The sequence below is a fragment of the Aurantimonas sp. 22II-16-19i genome (assembly GCF_002088275.1).
Taxonomy (GTDB): Bacteria; Pseudomonadota; Alphaproteobacteria; order Rhizobiales; family Rhizobiaceae; genus Jiella.
Map to the genome: position 1 here is coordinate 1 of NZ_AQQS01000014.1, position 23,696 is coordinate 23,696.

Genomic DNA, 23,696 nt, shown 5'->3' on the forward strand with positions numbered 1-23,696 from the left:
GCCGTCGGCGCCGATGGTCAGCGTGCCGTAGAGGCCGGTGATGGTCGTGCCGTCGGTCGAACCCGTCCCGGCCGTCACGACGCCGCTCGCCCCACCATTGGCCGCGGTCGTGACCTCTGTCACCACCAGCGTGTCGTTAGCGTCGACATCGTCGTCGTTGTCGAGCACGTTGCCGGTCGCCGACGCATCGCCCGCAACAGCCGCGTTGCCCGCATCGACGCCAGCCTCTACGACCGCGTCGCCCGAATTGCTGTCAGCCGTCGCGACCGGCCCGTCATTGGTGCCGGTGATGGTGATGGTCACCGTCTCGGTGGCGGTGCCGCCGTTGCCGTCGGCGACCGTGACGTCATAGGTGAGCGTCAGCTCGTCGCCGGCCGAGAGGAAGTCGAAGGCCCGCTCGCTGGCGGACGCACCTGTGGCGTTGGCGCTGTCGAAGGCCCAGGCGAGCGTGCCGGAATTGCTTGAGGCGTCGACGACGATGCCTTGCGAGACCGTCAGCATCGCCTGGAGGTCGGCCGCGCTGACCCCGTTGACGCTCACGAGATCATTGCCGTCGGTCACGATCGCAACCGTCTCGCTGGCGGCCGAAACGCTCGTCACCGCCCCCGTCACTTCGTCCGACGTATCGACGTCGGCCACCGCAAACGAGCCGCTCGCCGTCAGCGGCGCGTCGGTTTCGGCGAGGTCGGCCTCGTCGGAAAGGCGGAGATTGTCGCTGTCGAAGCTGGTGTCGAGGCTGCCGTCGGCATTGTAGCGCACCACGGCGAAGTCGCCGCCGCTGCCGCCCGCGACGAGCAGCTTGCCGTCGGTGGTGACCGTGACGCTGTAGGCCGCGTCCGCAGCGCCGAGATCGGTGACGACGATGCCGCCATTGCCGAAGCTCGTGTCGAGCGTGCCGTCCGAATTGTAGCGGACGAGCGCGAAGTTGCTGCCCTGCGCCCCGGCGACGATGATGTCGCCGTCGCCGAGCGTCGTAACGCTGAAGCTGAATTCGCTGGTCCCTGCGAGCGGCGTCGTGACGATGCCGTTGGTGCCGAACGTCGTGTCGATCACGCCACCGGCCGTGTACTGGACGAGGACGAAGTCCGTACCGCCGCCACCCAAGGCGGCGAAGCCGGAGACCAGGATCTCGCCGGTCGACGTCACCGTCATGCCATAGGCCGAGCCTGCGCCATTGAAACTGGTCGTGACGATGCCGTCGCCGCCACCAAAGGTCAGGTCGAGGACACCCGCGGAGGTGTAGCGGGCGACGAAGAAATTGCCGCTGGCTGTGCCGGAAACGAGAATGCCAGCGGGAGTTGCAACGATGTCGTGGGCGAAATCGATGCCGCTACTGACGACGTTGAGCGTAGCAATGCCGTCACCGCTGAAGCTTGTATCGAGCTCGCCGTCGGACGTGTAGCGGACGATGGCGAGGTCATAGTTCGAGCCGTTGAACGTGCTGCCGACGACGAGGATGTTGCCGCTACCGTCGATCGTGACGTTCTGGGCGTAGTTGTCCGCCGCCAGAATCGGCGTCGTGACGATGCCGCCGGTGCCGTCGGGGCCGAAATCGGTGTCGAGCTCCCCGTTGGCGTCGAAGCGCACGAGGGCGAAGTCGTGGTCCGCCCCGTTGTAATAGTCCGCCGAGACGACGAAGCCGCCAGCGCCATCGGCGACGACGGAGACGCGTACGGGTGCACCAGCCGGCCGCGTCGCGCCCAGCGACGCGTCGAGATCCACCGTCGCGACGCCGTTCTCGCCGAAGCTCGTGTCGACCTGCCCGTCGGCGAGGTAGCCGACCAGCGCGACCTCATAGGCGCCAGCGGTATCGCCCGTTACGCCCGCGACGACGAAGCCGGCGGGCCGCATTGCCAGGTCGAAACCGACGTCGCTCGTGCCGCCGAGATCGGTGGTGACGATGCCGTCGCTGAGCAGCGTGGAGGTGATCGTCGGGGCGTCGTTGGCGCCGCCGACGGTGAGGGTGACGGTGGCGATCGAGCGGGCGCCGCTCGCGTCCTCGATGACATAGGAAAAGCTGTCGGCGCGGCTTTCGCCCACCGCCAGATCCTGGAAGCCGGAGCCCGGCTGATAGGTGATCTGGCCAGTTCCCGTGTCGAACGTCACCGTCGCGCCCTCGGCCGAGGTGACGGTGAGAACCGTTTCGGTCTGCGGATCGGCGCCGGCACTGGCCGCGAGCCCGACGACTGCCAGGTCCGCCGTGTCGCCGACGTCGACATCGGTGTCGTTGGCAAGAAGCGTGCTGGCGTCAAAGCTGAAAGTGGTGTCCTCGTCGGTCGCCGGCTCGAGCGCCGAGCCGACGGCGTCGTCGGCCGCCACGGGGGCGTCGTTGGCGCCCGTCACCGTGAAGGTCAGCGTCACCGTGTCGGAGCTGGTGGCATTGCCGCTGGCGGGATCGACCCGGTCGGTCAGGGTGATCGTATAGGTGAAGGTATAGGTCTCGCCCGTCGGCACGAAGTCGACCGCCGACTGCGGCAGGGTCACCGCATAGGTGACCTCGCCGTTGCCGTCTTCGCCGATCGTCGCGTTCGACAGGACGAGGGCGTCGAGAAAGGCCTGCTGGTCGGGAAGCGCGAAAGCCTGCGACGAACCGTCCATCGCGCTGACCGCAATGGCGAAGTCGCCGGCGGGATCGATGTCGCCGGCCGCGCCGTTCGCCCGGTAGAAGTCGGGGTCGGAGAAGCTGAGGGTGCCGGACTGGTCGACGATCAGCGTGCTGGAATCGCTGGAGCCGTCTTCCGCGAAGGCATCGGTGGCGGTGCCCGAGCCGGTGTCGCAGTCGAAGGTCACGGTATCGACATTCGGCGAGGTCGCGTCGGCATCCGTCGTGCCGCCGCCGGTGGTGAAGGTCACGGCGCCGAATTCGATCGCGTCGTTCAGCGGAGCGACGGTCAGCGGGAGAGTCGCGGTCGGCGCGTCATCCTCGCTGCTGCTGCCAGGCCCGTAGTAGCTGATCGTGCGGCCCGTATCGCCGTCGCCGGCAAGATTGCCGGTCGGATCGTCACCGGTGGTGAAGGTGATCGCCCGCATGATCGCCTCGACCCGAAGGTCGGAACTCGCCGCCGGATAGTTGAAGCCGATCAGGAGCTGCGAGCCCACGTCCGAGAGAACCGCGGCGGCGCCCGGCTGGGTGTCGGTGGAGAGCTGCACCGAAATGAGGCTGCTGTCGCTGTTGAAGGTGACGAGGGCGCTCGTGCCGTTCGACAGCTGGACCGTGCGCGAGGCGCTGAAGCCGAGGTCGTCGCCATCGCGCGGGTCGTCGATCAGGATCTCGATCAGCTGGTTGTAGAAGCTGTCGTTCGGCGTCGCGACGGTGGCATCGGCGAGGGGCAGGAACGACCCCTCCTGATAGCTTCCGGTTGCGTTGCCGTTGTTGGCGCCGTTGGTGTCCAGATCGACGTTGTAGGCCATCGCTTCGGTTCCGTCTTTGCTTGGGGCGACTGGTTGCTGACAGCAGGACTTCAGCCGCACCCCAATTTCACAGGATCGATTGACTTCTTTCGCCTCGGCGAATTCTCATGCAGACATAGTTTTTGCGGCGCAGCACGATGCAAGATCGTGGCACCACATCCGAACAATACTTCGGGAAGGGACTCTCTCGACGGAGAAGGATCGTCTTCTGCGCCGATTCATGACATCTTCGACGCTAGATAGGCGCGCGGAAACACAGCCGGAAGCGCGTTGTTTCACGGCATTCCCCTCTTTACACGAATAACTTCAGTCTAGCTGAGATGTGTCGACATGCGCTTTTCTTCAGATTGTTATCCAATCGCGCGTCACGACCGTCGACCCTGCCGATGACTCCCCTTTTGACAGGTTTCAAATGAAACCATGCGACTTGCTCTTCGCATATCCTCCAGATGGACCGTCAGTTCACTCCCTTGCGATGAATTTGTACAGACCGACTTAACGTAATGTCAACCCTTTAGCGAAACGGATACGCGTCAGGCGATTCCTGATGGTAAACGCGGAATGCCCGCCTTGCGTGTCTTCTGCGAACGCATGCAGTCGATGCGACGCGAAACGGGCCTTGCCATCGCGAAATCGGATCTGGCCGAGTCTCGGCACCGCAGACGCCTTGGCTCGCCGAGGCCGCGCTTCGGTTGCCCGCTGAGTTCGGCCTGATGCAATCTTCAGGTTGCATATCCGCCGACGGATCGGATAGCCGGGAATGCAATCTCTGGCTCGACCAGGCGGGGCACCCCCGCGCGGCCGGCGCATCGCGGAACCCCGGCGTGACGGCGACGGTTTCGCAGGATGGCGCGGCTCGGCCGATGGCGGCCGCGCGACAAGCACGGCGACGCCTCCCCGATCTCGACCCGGCCTCTGCCGCGCTGCTATAGGATCGCGAAACGAACGGGGGACGACGGCGGACCTCCCGCGCACCTGCCGGAACACCGGGCACGGTCGCGTCGATATGCGGCAACGCTGTGCTCGATGCGACAGGATGTCTCGATGACGACACGCAGGGCGAGGACCGTGGACGCCCCGGTGCAGGAGTGACGGTCGGTTCCCCCATGGAAAGTTACGACAGCCTGCGGTCCCGCTTCGCCTGGAACCTGCCCGACCGGTACAACATCGCGGCGGCCTGCGCCGACCTTTGGGCGACGAGGGAACCGGACCGGATCTGCCTGATCGAAGATCGCGGGCCGCTCGCCGCCAAAACCATGAGCTATGGGGAACTGACCACCCTCTCGCGCCGCCTCGCATCCGCCATGGCAGCCTGCGGCGTCGCGCGCGGCGACCGGGTGGCGATCGTGCTGCCGCAGAGCTTCGCCACCGTCATCGCCCATCTCGCCGCCTACCGGCTCGGCGCGATCGCGGTGCCGCTGGCGATGCGCTTCGGCCCGGAGGCGCTGGCCTTCCGGCTCGCGGCCGCCGGGGTGAAGATGGCGGTGCTGCATCGCGACGGCCTCGCCACCTTCGACGCCGTCCGGTCAAGCCTGCCCGATCTCGAGACGATCGTCGTCGTCGGCGCCGAGCTCGAGCGAAGCGATGGCCGCCTCGACTTCGACCAACTGCTCGCCGACGCCCCCGCCTTGATCGATGACGCCCCCACCGGGCCGCACGACCCGGCGCTGATCATCTTCACCTCGGGGACGACCGGTCCTCCCAAGGGCGCGCTGCACGGCCACCGGGTGGTCCTCGGCCACCTCCCCGGCATCCGCTTTCACCACGAGGATTTCCCCCGACCCGGCGACCGGATCTGGACACCCTCCGACTGGGCCTGGGCCGGCGGGCTCCTCAACGTGCTGTTGCCCTCGCTGCAGCTCGGCGTCCCGGTGGTGTTCTGCGCCGGGCGCTTCCGGCCGCAGGAGGCTTGTGAACTGATGGCGCGCCAGCGGGTGCGCAATGCCTTCCTGCCCGCGACGGCGCTGCGGATGCTGGCAGCGACGGCCAGCCCGGAGGCGCTGGGCGACCTGGCACTCCGCACCATCGCCTCGGCCGGCGAAAGCCTGCCGGCGGCGACCTTTCACTGGGCGCGGCAGGTGCTCGGCCTGACGGTCAACGAATTCTACGGCCAGACCGAGTGCAACATGGTGCTCGGTTCTTCGGCGGCTCACGGCGTCTCGCGGGCGGGCGCGATCGGCAAGGCGGTGCCGGGCCACGAGGTGGCCCTCCTCGGCGAAGACGGCGAACCGGTGCCGGCGGGAACGCCCGGGACGATCGCCATCCGGGCGCCGGACCCGGTGATGTTCCTCGGCTATTGGCAGGATCCCGCCGCGACCGCCGGCAAGTTCCGCGGGGAGTGGCTTCTGACCGGCGATCAGGCGGTGATGGACGCGGACGGCTACGTCGCCTTTCTCGGCCGGGACGACGACATCATCACGTCGGCCGGCTACCGCATCGGCCCCGGCGAGGTCGAGAGCTGCCTGCTGTCCCATCCGGCGGTGAAGCTCGCCGCCGTCGTCGGCAAGCCGGACCGGCTGCGCACCGAGATCGTCAAGGCCTATGTCGTGCCGATGGACGGGAGCATGGCGTCGGCGGCACTCGCCGCCGAGATCCAGGGCTTCGTGCGAACCAAGCTCTCCGCCCACGAATATCCCCGCGAGATCGCCTTCGTCGACGCCATGCCGCTGACGACGAGCGGCAAGATCGTCCGCCGCGTCTTTCGCGAGCGGGCGGCGGAAGAAGCCGCAGAGGCGGACGCCGCCGCCGCCGATGGGTGACGATTCCGCTGTCCGGCGTGGTTAAGAAACAAGGTTAATCAGCCGTTAACCCTTCCCTGCCACAGTCCCGCTCAAGGTGGCGGCGGCAATCTGCGCCCGCGTCAAGCCGCGATGGGCAGGGGAAGTGAGATCGATGAAGGTGATCAATTGGGTCGGCGCCGCGGCGTCTGTCGTGGTCATGGCGGGATGCGGTGGAGCCTTTGCGGCGGATCTGGCACCGCTCTACGATGAACCGTTCATCCAGGACGTGCCCGAGATGCAGCCGGTCGAGATCGGCACCGGGTGGTATCTGCGGGGCGACGTCGGCTACCAGTTCAAGAGCGACCTGAAGACGGATCTCGCCGTCGCCTCGCCGCTCGGATCCCTCAGCGGCGGCTATGACGGGCTGGAACTGCCCGCCGCGGCCAGCGTCAGCGGCGGCATGGGCTACAAGTTCAACGAATTCCTGCGGGCCGACACGACCATCGGCTACTGGAAGAGCGACGTCGAGGGAGCTGATTTCTCCGGCGGCGGCGTGTCTTTCGACACCGATGTGCAGGCCTTCGAGCTGATGGCCAACGCCTATGTCGATCTCGGCACCTATGCCGGCTTCACGCCCTATCTCGGCGCCGGCGCCGGCGGAGTCCACGTCTCCTACGACATGAGCTGCCACTATGCGGGGTTCGACTGCGAAGACACGTTCGCGGGCCTCGACATCCAGAAGGGTTCGGGCTGGCGCTTCGCCTATGCGCTCATGGCCGGCATGTCCTACGACGTCTCCCAGAACCTGAAGTTTGACGTCGGCTACCGCTTCACGGATGTCGATGGCGGCAGCGTCGGATCGGTGTCCGGCATCGACGCACTGACCGGCGCCACGCTCAGCGCGAGTGCCACCGACGACGGCTTCCAGCGTCACACGGTCCAGGCAGGCGTGCGCTACTCGCTCTGGTAGTCGTATCGTCGAGTGGCCGGGGCGCAATGGCGCTCCGGTCGTCGCCGACATGCCGCGCAAGCATGCGGGGACGGCTTTGCTTCCGTCCCTCACCGCCGCGTCGGGCCTTGGCCCGGGGCGGCGAAGTCGCGATGGCAGCCGGCGCTCCGGGCGCCGACGGTCGCGCGATCCGTGCTGCGGCGGAAACAGGCATGGGCCCGGCCGCCGGCAAGGGCTCATGTCGGGCCGGTCGCCGGACGCTTTAACCCGGACATGCGGCGGGTCGCCGCGGTCGGCAGGATGCCGGTCTGCCCTGCCTCCACCGAACGTTTTGATCGATTTCTTCAAGCATACTTTAAGCTATAAATGCGTATTATGTTTGCGAAGAGAGGCTCCGCGAACCATGCAGCTCGATCAAATCGACCGTCTGATTTCCGATCGCGGCTACAGATTTTCGTTTCCCGAAGAAATCGAGACGGCCTATCACGCCTATCGCCTGCATTTCCGCAAGCGTCTGAACCAGGCGCTGCTGATTCCGACCCTCGTCTGCTACAACGTCTTTCTGGTCGTCGATTATCTTCTGTTGCCGCAAACCTTCTGGCTGAGCGCGGCGCTCCACCTCCTGTTCGTCTCGCCGATCATCGTCATGTCCTCGATGGGGCTGCGCGAGGGATGGAACGAGCGCAAGCGAGACTACTGCGTGGCGCTCGGCCCGCTGGCGATGATCGTCCAGATCATGGCGATCTACACCCTCAATGCGAGCGAAGCGGCCCAGCACTACCAGTATCTCGCCATCTTCGTCCTGATCTACATGAACCTCCTGTTCCGGCTGGAATACGAGCAGGCGGTGGCCGCCAGCGCCTTCGCCGCGACGCTCTATGTCGGAACGCTCTTCGTCTGCCATGCGCCGCTGCCGGTGCTGGTCATCGGCACCATGGCGTCGGGGGCGGCATGCTATCTGTCGCTTTCCGGTAACCGCCAGATGCAGCGCGACAGCCGCCATGGCTACCTGCGCCGGATGCAGGACCGGCTGCGGATCGAGGCGGCCCAGACGGCGGCCGAGCGGGACGTCCTGACCGGGCTGTACAATCGCCGCCGCCTCGCCCGCGCCTTCGACCAGCTCCTCCGGGGCTCGACCAGCCGCTCGGTCGCCCTGCTGATGATCGACGTCGACCAGTTCAAGCGCTTCAACGACGAAAACGGGCACCTCGCCGGAGACGTCTGCCTGAAGCGCATCGCGGAGGTCCTGACGCAGATCTTCGAAGGGAGCGACGATCTCGTCGTCCGTTTCGGCGGCGAGGAATTCCTCGTGCTGCTGACCGGCATCGAGCAGCCGCATGCGGTGCGACTCGCCGAGCGGATCCGGACCGAGATCGAGGCCCTCGGCATCGTCCATGCCGACGGGGCGACCCATGTGACCGTCAGCATCGGCGTGACGGCGGGAGCGATCTGCCAGGGTGTGCAGAACGCCTTGATCAGCGGCGCCGACGCAGCGCTCTACGCCGCCAAGCAGGCCGGACGCAACCGCGTCTGGCCTCCGGCTGCTCCGCTCGCCTCCGCAGCTTCGGCCGCTCTGCCTCTGGCGGTGTGACACGCCGTCCGATCGATCCGGATCGGATCCTTCATCCGGCCCGTGCTGCGGCCGAAGGGGCGCGAGCCCCGGCGTCCCTAGGGATCCGCGGCCTGCGCAATGAGCCCGCCATCAGTCTTGTATCGGAAGACGGTTCCCGCTCTTCGCGATGACTCTCTAGCCGAAGGCCTTGAAGGCGACGAGGGTGAACGTGTCCGACACCCCCTCGATCACCTGCAGCCGCTCGGTGACGAAATGGCCGATGTCGTGGTCCTCCGTCAGGTAGAACTTGGCGATCAGGTCGTAGTGACCCGAGGTGGAATAGACCTCCGAGATCTCCTCGACTTCGAGCACCAGGGCGTCGGCCACCTTGTAGGCCATGCCCGGCCGGCACTTGAACTGCACGAAGATCGTCTTCATCGATTGCTCCTGCCGCCGGTGGCGGTCCGTTCCTTCAACTTCGCCGCGATGGTCGAGGCTGGCCGGCCACCCGTCAAGGGCGCCCCGGCCTCTCTATCGCCTCGCCCGCCATGTTCATACCAGCGCGGCCACCCGGCGCTTCAGTTCCGGCAGGAGGTCGGTCTCGAAGAACGGATGGCGCTTCAGCCAGGCATTGTTGCGCCAGGAGGGATGCGGCAGCGGCAGGACCTTCGCAAAGCGTCCCCCGCCCGCCAGCACCGCGCGCCAGTCCTCGACCGTCTCGGTCAGCGAGCGAGCGCCCCCGCCGGCGATGTGGAAGCGCTGGGCATGAAGGCCGATCGCCAGCACCAGCTCGGCCTGGGGCATCGCCGCCATCACCCGGGCGTGCCAGGTGGCGCGGCATTCCCGGCGCGGCGGCAGGTCGCCGCCCTTGCCGTCATAGCCCGGAAAGCAGAAGCCCATCGGCACGATGGCGATGCGGGACGGATCGTAGAAAACCTGCGCATCGATCCCCATCCAGTCGCGCAGCCTGATGCCGGACGGATCGTTGAAGGGCTTCGTCGACTTGTCGGCGAGGTTGCCCGGCGCCTGGCCGGCGACCACGATCCGTGCCGTCGACGACAGCGCCAGCACCGGATTGGGCTCGATCGGCAACGGCCGGCCGAGCGGCGCATCCCGGCAGATCCGGCAGGCCCGGATCGTCCGGTAGAGCGCCTGCGGGTCCTCGCCGCCCGCCGCTTCGATCGCAGCCGTCACGGCTCGGCTCAGGCCGTCATGCTCGGGCGGGCGGAAACCTCGCCGTACCAGCGCGCGACATTCGCAAGGTCGGTCGGAAGCGCGATCTTGGCCGGCTTCATGAAGTCGACGGCGACGACGCCCGTGATGTCGGCGACCGAGAAGGTATCGCCCGCGGCGAATCGGTGCCCGGCGAGATGGGCGTCGAAGAGGCGCAGGAACTCGATGGCCTTGCTCCGGTTCGCTTCCCCCCAGGCGGGGACCTGCGGCACCTCCCATTCGGCCATGGCGGGATGGGTGTGACGGAAAGCCGCGGCGACCGCTGCGTAGAGGCCGAGCTCGATGCGCCGGTTCCACATCTCGATCGTGGCGATCTCGACCGGCGTCGTCCCGAACAGCGGCGGTTCGGGCCGGAGCGCCTCGAAATAGCGGCAGATGGCGATCGATTCGGTGATGATCGTGCCGTCGTCGAGTTCGAGCACCGGCAGGCGCTGCAAGGGGTTGCGGCTCGCGATCGTCTCGGAGCGGTGTTCGAGATTGTTCATGTCGACCGGCTCGAGCGGAACCGTGATGCCCTTCTCGGCGATGAAGATCCGCGTGCGGCGCGGATTGGGCGCTCGGCCGCCGTCAAAAAGGCGCATGGTCTGTCCTCCCTGTTTCACCGTCGATGCAAATCCGCCGCGCCTGGCGAGGTTCCCCGCCAGGGGCTGCCCCTCGCAGCCATCGATGCGAATTTCCGGTTCCTTAAGCGATTTTTTTAAGGTTGGCGAAACAGAATGCGGCCGGACCGAAATTCGAGCTAAGGCGATCCGACCCAGTCTTCATGTCCCTTGCCGCACCGCCCACCGTCGATCACCGCATTGCCAGCCGCTCGCGCAATGGCGATCTCGCCCGAACCCTGCGGGCGGCCCGCGAGCGGCTGTCGACGCGCGGCACCGCGGCGCCGCGATTCGGCCGCGAGCTGCTTGCCCAGCACGCGGCGGCGCTGAGGGCGGCGTCGTTCATCCTGCCGCTGCCGGTGATGGTCACCGGCTTCGGCCTGTCGATCCATCTCGGCCCGGTCCATGCGGCGCTGTGGACCCTCGTCACCCTCGGCTGCTATCTCGCCCTCGTCGCCACGGCCCGCAAGTTCGGCGCCGAGCCGGTCGCCGCCGAGGCGCTGGAGCGCTGGCGCGGCCTGTTCCTCACCGGCCATGCCCTGACCGGCCTGTGCTGGGCCTATCTGGCGGCCCTCGACCCGGCCCAGGTCAACGGCTCGCAATTCGGCATCTTCCAGTTCACCGTCCTGTTCGTCGTCGTCGCCTCGACGGCGATGATCTCCTTCACGCTGCAGCTGGTCGTCCCCCTCACCTTCGCCCTCGCCGTGGTGTTCCTGGGGATCAACACGATCGCCGAGCCGGATCCCGGCCATATCGCGCTGACGGCGGTGCTCATCGCCGCGATCGCCTTCTTCTCGCTGGTCAGCGAGATCCTGCGCCGCTCGGCCCTTCGCGCCTTCGTCCACCAGGCCGAGAAGGACGAGCTGATCGCCGAACTCGAGACCGCGCGGGTGATCTCCGACGAGGCGCGGCGGCGGGCGGAAGAGGCCAATCTGGCCAAGTCGCGCTTTCTCGCCACCATGAGCCACGAGCTCCGGACGCCGCTCAACGCCATTCTCGGATTCTCGGAAGTGATGGAGGGCGAGATGCTCGGCCCGCTCGGCAACGCCACCTACAAGGACTATGTCCGGGACATCCACGCCTCCGGCCAGCATCTGCTCGGGCTGATCAACGAGATCCTCGACCTGTCGCGGATCGAGGCCGGTCGCTTCACGCTGAACGAGGAGGCGATCGAGCTCGTCGCCATCGCCAGGGAGTGTCTGGGGACCGTCCGCATCCGCGCCGAGGCGAAGGGCCTGACCGTGCGCTCGGAGTTCGAACGCGATCTGCCGGCGCTGTGGGCCGACGAGCGGGCCGCCCGCCAGATCGTCTTGAACCTTCTGTCGAATGCCGTGAAGTTCACCCCCCGAGGCGGCGAGATCGTCGTCTCCGTCGGCTGGACCGCCGGCGCCGGACAGTATGTCTGCGTGAGGGACAACGGCCCCGGCATCCCGGAAGAGGAGATCCCGATCGTCCTGTCCTCCTTCGGCCAGGGCTCGGTGGCGATGAAGAGCGCCGAGCAGGGCACCGGTCTCGGCCTGCCGATCGTCCAGGCCCTGGTGAAGCTGCACAATGGCGAGTTCCAGCTGATATCCCGGCTGCGCGAGGGCACCGAGGCGATCGCCGTGTTTCCGCAATCGCGGGTTCTCGAGGTGATGCCGGCGATCGACGATCCGGACTGGCCCGCCAAGTGAGACGGCCGGAAGCCGGGTCATCCGCCGAAGCTTGCGACGGCGGCGCTGCGAGGCCATATCCGGGGCCCCGACATGCCCGGACCGGAGCCTTCATGGCGATCGAAAGCCCCTGCACGCAGATCTGCACCATCGACCGATCGAGCGGCCTGTGCCTCGGCTGCGCGCGCAGCATCGAGGAGATCGCCGGCTGGGCGTCGTTCTCCGCCGAAGGCCGGCGGACGATCATGACGGAGCTCGAAGCCCGCAGACAGGCGATGGCCGCGCCTGCGCAGCAGCCCGGATCCGGCTCGGACCGGCAGGACCAGCGGCCGGGAAGCGCTGTTTTCGCCAATGCGTCGTGACGTCGTCCTCACCGCCATTCTCGGCGCGATCGCGCTGTTGCTCGTCGTGCTCGTCACCCATGACGGCGGGCCCATTCTCGGGCTCAGCGAGGAAGCCTTCGCTCGCCTGTCCCGGCTGAGCATCCTCGGCGTCGGCGTCGGCGCCCTGCTGCTCATGTCGAGGCGTTTCCGGATGGGAGAGATGCTGCGCAACATCCTGGTCTGGACGGCCGGCTTCGGCGTCCTGCTCGGCCTCTATGCGTTCCAGCCGGAATTCTCCGCGCTGAAGAACCGGGTCTTCGCCGTCCTGATGCCGGGCAGCGTCGTGCCACTCGGCGAAAGCGACGGCGAGCGGCGCTTCATGGCGACCCGGGCCACCGACGGGCATTTCTATCTCGACGGCGAGATCGACGGCGAGCCCGCCAACTTCATCGTCGACACCGGCGCCTCGGTGGTGGCGATGGATGCCGCGATGGCCCGCTCGCTCGGCGTCGACATGTCGAGGCTGCAATTCACCAACCAGGTCATGACCGCCAACGGCATCGCCCAGGCGGCGCCGATCCGCCTCGACACCGTCACCATCGGCGGCATCACCCGCCGCAACGTCGCGGCGGCCGTCACCGAAGGCTCGGGACTGGGGGCCGTCCTCCTCGGCATGAGCTTTCTCGGAACGCTCACCTCCTACGACTTTCGCGGCGACCGCCTGGTGATGACCGACTGAGCCGGGCCCGTCCTCGGGGACGTCAGATCAGGCTCCAGGCGAAGCGGGCGGCGACGATCAGCAGGAAGCTGCCGAAGCAAAGTTCCAGCTGGCGGCGCGACAGCCGGTGGGCGAGCGTGGCTCCCAGCGGCACGGCAAGGATCGAGGCCGGTGCGACGACGGCGAGGGCGAAGAGATTGACGAAGCCGAGGCTGAAGGCCGGCAGCTCCGCCTCGCCCCATCCGCCGACGACATAGGCGAGAAGGCCGGGAACCGCGATGAGGGCGCCGACCCCCGCGCTCGTCGCCACCGCCTGATGGATCGGCCGGCCGTAGAGCGTCATGAAGGTGTTGTTGAGGACCCCGCCGCCGATGCCCATCAGCGCCGACAACAGGCCGATGACGAAGCCGGCGACGGAGCGCCCGACGCGGCCCGGCAGATCCTGCCCGAGTCGGAACTCGAATCGTCCGGCCAGCATCTTGGCGCCGAAGAGGAAGGCGAGGACGGCGAAGATCGCCCGCAGCTCCTCCGAGCTCGCGATCGATGCCAGGAACGCCCCTGCGACCGCACCGAGTGGGATGGCGAGGAGCCACTGCCGCAGCAGCGTCGTGTCGACGGCGCCGCGTTTCAGATGCGAGCGCAGGGAGCGGAGTGAGGTCGGCACGATGATGGCGATCGACGAGCCCACCGCCAGATGCATCGAGACGGCGTGGCTGACGCCCAGGGTCTCGAAGGTCTGGTAGAGGACGGGCACGAAGATCGCGCCGCCGCCGATGCCGAACAGCCCGGCAAGGAAGCCGGCCGCGGCCGCGGCGGCGAGCAGGGTCAGGACGAGGGGAACGAGGCTGACGCCGTCGAGGATGGTCATTGCCGGCTTCTGGACCGGCGTCTGCAACGGCTCGCCACCGGGGCGGCCCGGCCTTTCGCCGGCTCGTTTCGTCTGTTCATCGTCGCTTCCCGAAACCGTTTCGCACTCTTCGGGATCACGGTCTAGCGCATGGCATCGGCGACATGCACGGAGTTTCGGCAGTCTGCCATGGCAACGGCCGGACGATCAGGACGATCCGGGCGGCGCCCGGCAGTGCATGCGTCGCTGTATCGATCCGGTCGGATGGTGTCTGACGCCGGCGCGGCGCGAGCGAACGCGCCTTTCGACGTCCTGATGGATGCGCCGGACTGCGTGTCATGCCCGCGCCGCGACGGGTTCGCGCCGCGCCGCCCGTCCCGGCAGGCTGATCTCGAAGCGCGTTCCGGGCTGGTCCTGGGTGGACAGCCTGATGGCGCCGCCATGGGCCTCGACGATTTCCGCGGCGATCGGCAGGCCGAGGCCGGTGCCGCCGGACCGGGCCGAGCCGCGAAAGGCCTTGAAGAGGTTTTCCCGCGCGACCTCGGGCATGCCCGGCCCGGTGTCCTCGACGAAGATCAGGAGGCCGCCCCAGCCGCCCGGCCCCGGCTCCACGAGGTCGCCGCCGACGCGCAGCTGGCGCACCACCACGGACGGATCGTCGGCAATGCCCGCCAGCGCCTCGACCGCATTGCGGCAGAGATTGAGGATCACCCGGTGGAACTGGTCCGGATCGACCATGGCGAGGAGATCGCTCGGCACGGCATTGACCAGTTCGATCCGCCAGTCCGGATCGACGATCAGGCTCTCATAGACGTCGTCGACCAGCAGCCGCAGCCGCACCTCGCGGCGCACCGGCTCCCGCTCGACGGCCCGGCCATAGGCCAGCACCGACTGGGTGTAGTGCAGCGCCCGGTCGAGGCTGCGCAAAAGCAGCGGCGCGAAGCGCTGCACCGTCGGATCCTCGACCGCGGCGAGGCGGTCGGAGATCATCTGGCTGGAGGCCAGGATGTTGCGCAGGTCGTGGTTGATCTTCGAGACGGCGAGGCCGAGATCGGCGAGATGGCGCTGCTCGCGCAGGGTCTCGGTCAGCCGCCGCTGCATGGCGGCGAGCTCGACCTCGGCGACGCCGATCTCGTCGTCGCGCCGGCTCGGCACGATGATCCGTTCCGGATCGGTCGGGTTGGCGCCGAAGCGGATCATCGCATGGGTCATGCCGAGGATCGGGCGCACCAGATAGCGGCTGATCGCGGTGTAGACGAGAACCGCCGCGAACAGCGCGATCGACAGCGACAACAGGAAGACGTTGCGCGAATAGACCAGCATCGCCCGGTGCAGCGGCCGTTCCGCCATCACCACCTCGGCCCGCACCGGCCCGGCGCCGACCTCGCCCTGCACCCGCATGACCCTGTCGCCGCCGAAGACCAGCGTGTCGAAGGCGCCGAGGATCATCGCCACCATCGTCTGCTCGGACAGGTTGATCTGCACATCCGGGACGCCGACCGTCTCGGCCCGGGCGAGAAGCCGCGAGGCGTCGTTGTCGTTGATGGCGATGAGCTGTGCGTCGAGGGACTGCAGCAGGGCCGACTCCTGGTTCGGCCCGAGCACCGATTCCGGCCCGGCGTCGATCTCCTCCGAGGCGAGACCGGCGACCGCCACGGTTTCGATCTTGGCGGTCAGCCAGTCGTAGCGGAACTTCGACACCGACGGCACGAAGATCAGCACTTCGGCGAGCATGACCGCGACCGCCGTGATCACCAGGATCCGCGTCGACAGCCGCCGCCGCCGCTTCGGCACCGGATGCTCCTCCGGCCCGCCTTCAACCGATCTCCCGGGATCGCCCAAGAATGTCCCCGCTCTCCATCAGCCGCCCTCGGGCGGTACTCGAGATGCAGGCCGCACCGCATCCTGTTGCGGTGGACGAGCACTCCGGGCTCCGGCCCCCCGCCGAAACCCGTCTTCCCTTGTCGCCGCGATCAGCCCTCAGCCGAACCTGGCCAGCATGCCGACGACGCGGCGCACCCAAGGCTTCTGCGTATAGGGGCGATAGTAGACCGTTGCGGCGCGTTTTCCAATTTCGGAAAGCGTCGGATAGGGAGAGACGAAATCGCGCAGGTCGGCGACCGTCAGCTTCTTGCCGACGGCGAGCGACAGCATGTTGGTGATCTCGCCCGCCGACATGCCGGCCACCCCGGCGCCGACGATGCGGCCGTTGCGGCCGAGGACCAGCTTGATGAGGCCGCTGGTGCGCCGCTCCGCCTGGGCCCGGTCGTTCTCGCCATAGGGCCAGCGCAGCACCTGCGTGAGAAGACCGGCGGCCTTCGCCTCGGCCTCGGTGGGGCCGACCTGGCCGAGTTCGGGATCGGTGAAGGTGACATGCGGCAAATGGTCGCGCCGCTCGCGAACCGGCAGCCGGAACAGGATCGGCCGCAGCACCAGCCCGGCCTGGTAGTTGGCGACATGGGTGAATTGCGGCCCGCCGGCGATGTCGCCGACGGCATAGATCCGCCGATTGGTGGACCGGAGATCGGCGCCGACCTTGATGCCCTTGGGGCCGTACTCGACCCCTGCCGCCTCGAGGCCGAGGCCCTGAACGTTCGGCGCCCGGCCGACGGCGACGAGAAGATGGCTGGCGGCGATCGTCTCGCGGCCCTTGTCGGTCTCGATGGTGATCGAGGGGCCGGCCTCGCCCTTCGCCACGCCGACGACCTTCGCATGATCGCGCAGGACGACGCCCTCCGCCCGCAGCCGCTCGATGACGACGGCGGCGAGTTCGGGATCGTCCCTGCCGAGCAGCGACCCTGCTTCGAGCACCGTGACCTTCGAGCCCAGCCTCTGGTGGGCCTGCGCCATCTCCATGCCGATCGGGCCGCCGCCGATGATGACGAGATGGTCGGGGCGCTCGCGCAGGTCGAAGATCGTCTCGTTGGTGAAGTAGGGCGTCTGCGCCAGACCCTCGATCGGCGGCACGAAGGGCGAGGAGCCCGTCGCCACCACGTAGCGCCGGGCCTGGATGATCCGGCCGCCGGCCGAGACGGTCTTCTCGTCGACGAAGACGGCATCGGCCTCGATCACCGTCACGCCGAGGCCCTCGAAGCGCTCGACGGAATCGTTCGGCGCGATCGCCGCGACGACGCCGGCGACATGATCCTTCACCGCGGAAAAATCGATCCGCGGCGCCTCCGCGAAGACGCCGAAGCGCTTCGCCTCCTCGATGGCATAAGCGTGCTTGGCGGCCGCGATCAGGGCCTTGGACGGCACGCAGCCATAGTTCAGGCAATCGCCGCCCATCTTGCCGCGTTCGATCAGCACGACCTCGACGCCGAAGGCCGCGGCGGCGGCGGCCGTCGTCAGGCCGCCGGACCCGCCACCGATCACGCAGAGATCCGGCTTCAGAATGGGCGCCATCGCCGCTCCTCCTTCATGATTGTCGCCATCGCGACGACGCCGCGTCAGGCCGGGCGCTTGCGCAGCACCGTCTTCTTCAGGACGACCCCGAGAATGGCGAGCGCGGCGAGGCCGACAAGGGCGATCGTCATCTGCGGGGTGACGAGATCACTGAGCGAGACCTCCCCCTCGCCGACATTGACCAGCGCCTGGTCGAGCCCGGAGCCGAGAAAGGCGTAGACCATCGAGCCCGGGATGATGCCGAGAAAGGTGGTGACGACATAGGTGCGCAGGGAGACCTCGAAGAAGGCCGGGGCGACGTTGACGACGAAGAAGGGCAGGATCGGCGTCAGCCGGAGCAGCAACAGATAGGCGAAGGCATCGTCGCGAAAGCCCTCCGCGAACCTGGCGATCGCGCTGCCCGACTTGCGCCTGAGGACGTCGCCGAAGGCGGTGCGCGCGGCGAGGAACAGGATCGTCGCCCCGGTCGTCGCGCCGATCACCGTCAGCGTTCCGCCGAGCAGCCAGCCGAACAGGAAGCCCGACGCCACCGTGACGATGGAGGCGGCGGGAAACGACACCGCGACGAGAGCGGCATAGACGAGGACGAAGCCGAGACCGGCGAGGACGAGATTGGCGTTCACCCAGTCCTTCAGGACGTCGCGACTCTCCAGAAAGGCGTCCAGCGAAATGGAGCGGTGCAGGCCGAAGGCATAGGCGAGCGCCAGCGCCGCGACCAGAACCAGGATCGGCAGATAGCGGACGAAGCGCGTCCCCGAGACGGACGGACCGTCCCTTGCGGTCTCCCCTGCCCGCTTCGACGCCGCGGCCGTTCCGCCGCCGTCGGCCATGGTTGCTGCTGCCGGATCGTCCGGCTTCGGCCTTGCGCTCGGCATGGTCGGTCTCGTCTCCGGCTGGCGAACGGGCGACGGCGCAGCCCGGCAATATGGCAGGACATCGCCCGTAAGCGGCCCGGAGGCAAGGCGACGTGTACCGAGCCACTTTCGCAGGATTTCATGGCGATGTTACCGGGGGGCGGCCTCGACCGGCGAACACGCTTGCGTCAACACCGCCGGCCCCATGCCGTGACCGGCGAGCCCGAAGCCCGCGCTCACGCCGCGCGGCGTGAGCGCGGGCGCACTGCCTGGCCGGCCTCGTCGAAGAGGCGCATGGATTGCGGCCTCGCCGTGAGGCCGATCTTCGTGCCGCGCGCGATCGACACCTCGCCGGGAAGCTTGGCGACGAAAGGCTCGTCCGTCCGGCCGATGTCGACATAGACGAGGGTCACCTCGCCGAGGGACTCCGTCAGCACCACCGTCCCCCCGAAGGGCGGGTTCGCCTCGTCGGTGAGCGACAGGTCCTCGGGCCGGATGCCAAGATGGGCGGCGCCGCCCGCCGTTCCAACGGTCGCGATGGGCAGGTCGACGGTCGAGCCGCCCTCCGGAACGACGCGGGTCGTCGCACCGGCGCTCTCGATCCTCGCCGGCAGGATGTTCATCGAAGGCGAGCCGAGGAATTTCGCGACGAAGAGATTGTCCGGCGAATTGTAGAGCTCCATCGGCGCGCCGACCTGCTCGACATGGCCCTTGTTGAGGACGACGATCCGGTCGGCCAGTGTCATCGCCTCCACCTGGTCGTGGGTGACGTAGATCATCGTCGTGCCCTCCATTCTCTCGTGCAGGCGGGCGATCTCGATGCGGGTCTGGACGCGGAGCGCCGCGTCGAGATTGGACAGGGGCTCGTCGAACAGGAACACCTGCGGGTCGCGGGTGATCGCCCGGCCGATGGCGACGCGCTGGCGCTGGCCGCCGGAGAGCGCCTTGGGCAGCCGGTCGAGATAGGGCTCGATCTGCAGGATCCGGGCCGCCTCCCGGACCTTTGCGTCGATCTCGGACTTCGGCCTGCCCTTCTCCAGGGTTAGGCCGAAGGCCATGTTGTCGTAGACCGTCATGTGCGGATAGAGCGCATAGGACTGGAACACCATGGCGATGCCGCGCTGCTTGGGGGTGAGGGAATTCACCACCCGGCCGCCGATCTCCAGCGTGCCGCCGGTGATGTCCTCGAGCCCGGCGATGACCCGGAGCAGCGTGGACTTGCCGCAGCCGGAGGGGCCGACGAAAACGACGAACTCCCCGGCCCTGATGTCGAGGTCGATGCCATGCAGCACTTCGACCGAACCATAGGCCTTCTTCACTTTGGCAAGCTTGAGATTGGCCATCCGATCCTCCCAAATTCGTGAGCGCCCGCTCAGAGCGCGCCGATGAAACCGTCGTGGTCGCCGAGATGCACCGTCCCCGCCGCGACGTGGCCGGCAAAGCCATGGCCATCGAGGCCGCGCGGCTCCAAGCCGTCCGGCAGGCGGTAGGCCGCCGGACGGTCCGTGAGATTGAAGACGCAGAGAAGCGTCTCGCCTCCGCCCTTGCGCGTGAAGACGAGGACGCCGTCCGGCGCATCGAGAAAGGCGATCGCTCCCGTGGCGAGCACCGGATGCTCGCGCCGGAAACCGATCAGCCGGCGATAGAAGTGCAGCAGCGACCCTTGATCGGCCTCCATCGCATCGACGGCGCGCGCCGCATGTTCCGGCGGCACCGGCAGCCAGGGTCGGCCCGACGTGAAGCCGGCATGGGGGCTCGCCGCCTCCCAGGCCATCGGCGTGCGGCAGCCGTCGCGGCCCTTCACCTCCGGCCAGAAGTTGATGCCGTAGGGATCGACCAGATCCTCATAGGCGACGTCCGCCTCCGTCAGGCCGAGTTCCTCGCCCTGATAGAGGCAGACCGAGCCGCGCAAGGTGAGGAGAATGCCGGCGGCCAGCCGCAGGGCGCGCTCGGCGTCGCGGCCGCCGGCGGTCCATCGCGTGGCGTGGCGCTCGACGTCGTGGTTCGAAAACGCCCAGCAGGCCCAGCCCTCGGGCCCGGCCGCCTCGAAGCGCTCGACGACCGCCCGGATCGCCTGCGGCTCCGGCATGTTGCCGGAGAGGAAGTCGAAGGCGTAGCACATCTGCAGCCGGTCCCGGCCGGTGGTGTATTCGGCCATCAGTTCCACGCCGCGGATCCGCTCGCCGACCTCGCCGACGGCCATCGCGCCGTATTCGTCGAGGAGCGCGCGCAGCTCGGCGAAGAAGACCAGCACCTCCGGCCGGTTCTTGTCGTGGACATGGTCCTGGAAATTGTAGGGCTGGTTGCGCGAGGCCATCACCTCGGACTGCAGCCCCGCATCGAGCGGCGGATTGTCGGCCAGCGTCGCGTCGTGGAAGTAGAAATTCGCCGTGTCGAGCCGAAAGCCGTCGACGCCGCGATCGAGCCAGAAGCGGACATCGTCGAGCAGCGCGCTGCGCACCGCCTCGTTGTGGAAGTTCAGGTCCGGCTGCGAGGCGAGGAAATTGTGGAGGTAGTATTGCCGCCGCCGGGAATCCCATTCCCAGGACGTGCCGCCGAAGACCGACAGCCAGTTGTTCGGCGGCGTGCCGTCGGGCTTGGGGTCGGCCCAGACATACCAGTCGGCCCTGGGATAATCGCGGCTGGAGCGGCTCTCGATGAACCAGGGGTGGAGGCTGGAGGTGTGGGAGAGCACCTGATCGATGACGACCTTCAGCCCCAGCCGGTGGGCCTCGGCGACGAGGGCGTCGAAATCGCCGAGGGTCCCGAAAATCGGGTCGACGTCCCGGTAGTTGGAGATGTCGTAGCCGAAATCCTTCATCGGCGAGGTCATGAAGGGCGAGATCCAGATCGCATCGACGCCGAGCGAGGCGACATGGGCGAGGCGGCGGGTGATGCCGGCGAGATCGCCGATGCCGTCGCCGCTCGAATCCTGGAACGAGCGCGGATAGATCTGGTAGAGGACGCAGCCGCGCCACCAGTCGACCTCCGGCGTCATGGCAGTTTGAGCGTCAGCGGCGATTGCGGCTGTGTCGTCCAAGCCTCTCTCCATCAGGCTGCAGCCTCGAAGGCCGGGTGATAGGCGATCTCGCCCATTGGCGCGGGCGGCACCATGACCAGCCGCTGGACATACTGTACCGGCAGGCCGCGATAGGTGAGCGCCGGATCGCTGGCAAAGCCGAAGCGGGCGTAGAAGGCCGGGTCGCCGAGAAGGACGCAGCCGCTTGCACCGCGCTCCTCCAGCCGGCGCAAGCCCTCGGCGATGAGGGCCGTGCCGACGCCCCGGCGCTGGCAATGCGGCCAAACCGATACGGGCCCGAGACCGTACCAGCCGGCCTCGCCGCTTTCGATCGACACTGGCGAGAAGACGACGTGGCCGAGGATCGCATCCTCGGGACCGACGGCGACGAGCGAGAGCGTCATTGCCCCCGCCTCCCGCAGCCCGTCGACGATCGCCGCCTCGCTCTGATCGCTGTGTTCGACGTTGCGGAACGCCGCGTCGGTCAGCGCGCGGATCGCCCCGATATCGCCCGGTTGTTCCGGCCGAATGCTCAACTGCGTCGCCATCCTCACCCCTTCACGCCGCCGGCGGTGAGGCCGGAAATGATCTTGCGCTGGAAGATGAGGACGAGGACGATCAGGGGAACCGTGACGATCACCGAGGCCGCCATGATCGTGCCCCAGGGGATTTCCTGCTCGGACGCTCCGGAGAGCAGCGCGATGGCGACGGGGACCGTGCGCGTCGAGTTGTTGGAGACGAAGGTCAGCGCGAAGAGGAACTCGTTCCAGGCGGCGATGAAGGCGAGGAGCCCGGTCGTCACCAGCGCCGGCCACATCAGCGGCAGGAACACCCGCATGACGATGGTGAAGGGCGAGGCGCCGTCGACGATCGCCGCCTCCTCGATCTCGATCGGCAGGTCGCGCATGAAGGTGGTCAGCACCCAGACCGTGAAGGGCAGGGTGAAGATCATATAGGCGAAGATCAGCGAGAACAGCGTGTTGTAGACGCCGGCCCAGCGGACCATCTCGAACAGGCCGGCGAGCACCGCGATCTGCGGGAACATCGACACGGCGAGGATGGTGAGGAGAAGCAGCCCGCGCCCGGCGAAGTTGATGCGCGACAGGGCGTAGGCCGCCGTCACCGCCAGGAACAGCGAGATTGCCACCACCACCACGGCGACGATCACCGAATTGAGGATGTTGGTCGGGAAGACGCCGTTGGTGAGGACGCCCTCGTAGTTCGCCAGCGAGAAGTCGACGGGCAGGTAGTTCACCTGGAACAGCGCCGTGCCGGACTTCAGGCTGGTGAGGATGGCGTAGTAGAACGGGAAGATCGAGAACAGGACGATGAGGACGACGAGGGCGTAGAAGCCGGTGCGCTTGACGACGTAAGGCATCTCAACTCCCCCTGCCGCCGAGATCGAGCCGGGCGACCTTGATGTAGAACAGGGTGATGAAGGCGATCACCAGGAACAAGAGCGTCGAGGCCGCCGAGCCATAGGCGAACTTGTCGAACTGGAAGAGGTTCTCCTGGGCGAAGACCGACATCGATTTCGTCTGGGTGTTGTTCGGCGTCAATACGTAGATCAGGTCGAAGACCCTGAGCGCGTCGAGGGCCCGGAAGATCACCGCGACGAGGATCGCCGGCCGGATCAGCGGCAGCGTCACCTTCCAGAACACCTTGACCGGATGGATGCCGTCGATCTTCGCCGCCTCATAGACGTCGCCGGGCACCATCTGCAGGCCGGCGAGGATCAAGAGCGCCATGAACGGCGTCGTCTTCCACACGTCGACGATGATCACCGCCCACATGGCGGTGTCCGGATCGGCGGTCCAGGCGATCGGCGCGGACAGGATGCCGACCGTCATCAGCATGTCGTTGAGGATGCCGAACTGGTCGTTCATCATCCAGGCCCACATCTTGGCCGAGACGATGGTCGGGATCGCCCACGGGATCAGCACGGCGGCCCGCACGAAGCCGCGGCCCTTGAATTCGGCGTTGAGGACGAGGGCGAAGACGAGGCCGAGCACGGTCTCGATGGCGACCGAGATCACCGAATAATAGACCGTGTTGTAGACCGCGTTCCACCACTGCGGGTCGAACAAAAGGCCGAAATACTCGCCCTCCCCGTCGCCGTAGTCGACATACTCCCAATAGTTGCGCAGGCCGACGAATTCGGCCCCCTCGAGATCGGCGAGGCTGGCATTGGTCAGGGAGAACCAGATGGTCTTCAGGAGCGGCCAGCCGGCGACGAGGGCGAGCACCAGGAGCATCGGCGTCAGGAACAGCCACGCCGATCGGAGGCGCTGGCGCGAGAGGTCCGAGCGCGCCCGCGCGCCCTTGCGCTCGACATCGAGCGCCTTGTCGGTCGGCGGAACGCCAGCCTGAACGTTTGCCATCGTCTCCTCCCACCGGGCACCAGAGGGTCCGCA

19 protein-coding genes are annotated in these 23,696 nt (G+C 67.5%); 6 read left to right on the plus strand and 13 right to left on the minus strand.

Annotated features, from left to right (window positions below):
• On the minus strand, positions 1-3,411 hold a 3,411-nt coding region (locus ATO4_RS12715; RefSeq protein ID WP_176222971.1), incomplete at its 3' end, for a VCBS domain-containing protein.
• Positions 3,412-4,517: 1,106 nt separating this feature from the next.
• Between ATO4_RS12715 and ATO4_RS12720 the strand changes: the two genes are divergently transcribed.
• The 3 genes from ATO4_RS12720 (at position 4,518) to ATO4_RS12730 (ending at position 8,671) form a co-directional block, all read left to right on the plus strand.
• On the plus strand, positions 4,518-6,170 hold the full coding sequence (locus ATO4_RS12720) for an AMP-binding protein (RefSeq protein WP_083591905.1): 1,653 nt from the start codon (positions 4,518-4,520) through the stop codon (positions 6,168-6,170).
• 133 nt (positions 6,171-6,303) lie between these two features.
• A complete protein-coding gene (locus ATO4_RS12725; RefSeq protein WP_083591906.1) occupies positions 6,304-7,101 on the plus strand; it encodes an outer membrane protein in 798 nt (265 codons plus the stop codon).
• A 382-nt stretch (positions 7,102-7,483) separates the two neighbouring features.
• The gene (locus ATO4_RS12730; RefSeq protein WP_176222972.1) at positions 7,484-8,671 is read left to right on the plus strand and encodes a GGDEF domain-containing protein; all 1,188 of its coding nucleotides are present in this window, start codon (positions 7,484-7,486) and stop codon (positions 8,669-8,671) included.
• A gap of 156 nt (positions 8,672-8,827) precedes the next feature.
• Here the strand turns inward: ATO4_RS12730 and ATO4_RS12735 are convergent, their stop codons facing one another.
• The 3 genes from ATO4_RS12735 to ATO4_RS12745 form a co-directional block, all read right to left on the minus strand.
• Positions 8,828-9,070 (minus strand): Lrp/AsnC ligand binding domain-containing protein, encoded by a 243-nt coding sequence (locus ATO4_RS12735; RefSeq protein WP_083591908.1) that lies wholly within the window; start codon positions 9,068-9,070, stop codon positions 8,828-8,830.
• Between the two features lie 114 nt (positions 9,071-9,184).
• The gene (locus tag ATO4_RS12740; RefSeq protein WP_245308726.1) at positions 9,185-9,826 is read right to left on the minus strand and encodes a uracil-DNA glycosylase family protein; all 642 of its coding nucleotides are present in this window, start codon (positions 9,824-9,826) and stop codon (positions 9,185-9,187) included.
• 8 nt (positions 9,827-9,834) lie between these two features.
• A complete protein-coding gene (locus ATO4_RS12745) occupies positions 9,835-10,446 on the minus strand; it encodes a glutathione S-transferase (protein WP_083591909.1) in 612 nt (203 codons plus the stop codon).
• Between the two features lie 182 nt (positions 10,447-10,628).
• On the opposite strand from ATO4_RS12745, the gene ATO4_RS12750 reads away from it, so the two are divergent.
• The 3 genes from ATO4_RS12750 (at position 10,629) to ATO4_RS12760 (ending at position 13,178) form a co-directional block, all read left to right on the plus strand.
• Positions 10,629-12,137: an ATP-binding protein gene (locus ATO4_RS12750; protein WP_083591910.1), complete on the plus strand. Its 1,509-nt coding sequence runs from the start codon at positions 10,629-10,631 to the stop codon at positions 12,135-12,137.
• A gap of 92 nt (positions 12,138-12,229) precedes the next feature.
• A complete protein-coding gene (locus ATO4_RS12755; protein ID WP_083591911.1) occupies positions 12,230-12,478 on the plus strand; it encodes a DUF1289 domain-containing protein in 249 nt (82 codons plus the stop codon).
• Positions 12,468-13,178 (plus strand): TIGR02281 family clan AA aspartic protease, encoded by a 711-nt coding sequence (locus tag ATO4_RS12760; RefSeq protein ID WP_083591912.1) that lies wholly within the window; start codon positions 12,468-12,470, stop codon positions 13,176-13,178. The genes ATO4_RS12755 and ATO4_RS12760 overlap by 11 nt, the downstream gene beginning before the upstream one ends.
• A 22-nt stretch (positions 13,179-13,200) precedes the next feature.
• Here the strand turns inward: ATO4_RS12760 and ATO4_RS12765 are convergent, their stop codons facing one another.
• The 9 genes from ATO4_RS12765 to ATO4_RS12805 all read right to left on the minus strand — a co-directional run bounded on the left by ATO4_RS12765 (position 13,201) and on the right by ATO4_RS12805 (position 23,663).
• A complete protein-coding gene (locus tag ATO4_RS12765) occupies positions 13,201-14,025 on the minus strand; it encodes a sulfite exporter TauE/SafE family protein (protein ID WP_083591995.1) in 825 nt (274 codons plus the stop codon).
• 315 nt (positions 14,026-14,340) lie between these two features.
• Positions 14,341-15,798, minus strand: coding sequence for a HAMP domain-containing sensor histidine kinase (locus tag ATO4_RS12770; protein WP_245308727.1), 1,458 nt, complete (start codon positions 15,796-15,798; stop codon positions 14,341-14,343).
• 186 nt (positions 15,799-15,984) lie between these two features.
• Entirely contained in the window at positions 15,985-17,409 is a 1,425-nt protein-coding gene (locus tag ATO4_RS12775) for an FAD-dependent oxidoreductase (RefSeq protein WP_083591913.1), read from the minus strand.
• 44 nt (positions 17,410-17,453) lie between these two features.
• On the minus strand, positions 17,454-18,284 hold the full coding sequence (locus ATO4_RS12780) for a TVP38/TMEM64 family protein (protein WP_245308728.1): 831 nt from the start codon (positions 18,282-18,284) through the stop codon (positions 17,454-17,456).
• A gap of 215 nt (positions 18,285-18,499) precedes the next feature.
• The gene (gene ugpC / locus ATO4_RS12785; RefSeq protein WP_083591915.1) at positions 18,500-19,606 is read right to left on the minus strand and encodes a sn-glycerol-3-phosphate ABC transporter ATP-binding protein UgpC; all 1,107 of its coding nucleotides are present in this window, start codon (positions 19,604-19,606) and stop codon (positions 18,500-18,502) included.
• 29 nt (positions 19,607-19,635) lie between these two features.
• Positions 19,636-21,261 carry an alpha-glucosidase family protein gene (locus tag ATO4_RS12790; protein WP_139802423.1) on the minus strand — a complete coding sequence of 542 codons (1,626 nt, stop codon included), beginning with the start codon at positions 21,259-21,261 and terminating at the stop codon, positions 19,636-19,638.
• Positions 21,262-21,314: 53 nt separating this feature from the next.
• Positions 21,315-21,818, minus strand: coding sequence for an N-acetyltransferase (locus tag ATO4_RS12795; RefSeq protein ID WP_083591997.1), 504 nt, complete (start codon positions 21,816-21,818; stop codon positions 21,315-21,317).
• Positions 21,819-21,832: 14 nt separating this feature from the next.
• On the minus strand, positions 21,833-22,660 hold the full coding sequence (locus ATO4_RS12800) for a carbohydrate ABC transporter permease (RefSeq protein WP_083591917.1): 828 nt from the start codon (positions 22,658-22,660) through the stop codon (positions 21,833-21,835).
• Position 22,661: 1 nt separating this feature from the next.
• The gene (locus tag ATO4_RS12805) at positions 22,662-23,663 is read right to left on the minus strand and encodes a sugar ABC transporter permease (RefSeq protein ID WP_083591918.1); all 1,002 of its coding nucleotides are present in this window, start codon (positions 23,661-23,663) and stop codon (positions 22,662-22,664) included.
• Positions 23,664-23,696: the final 33 nt, after the last annotated feature.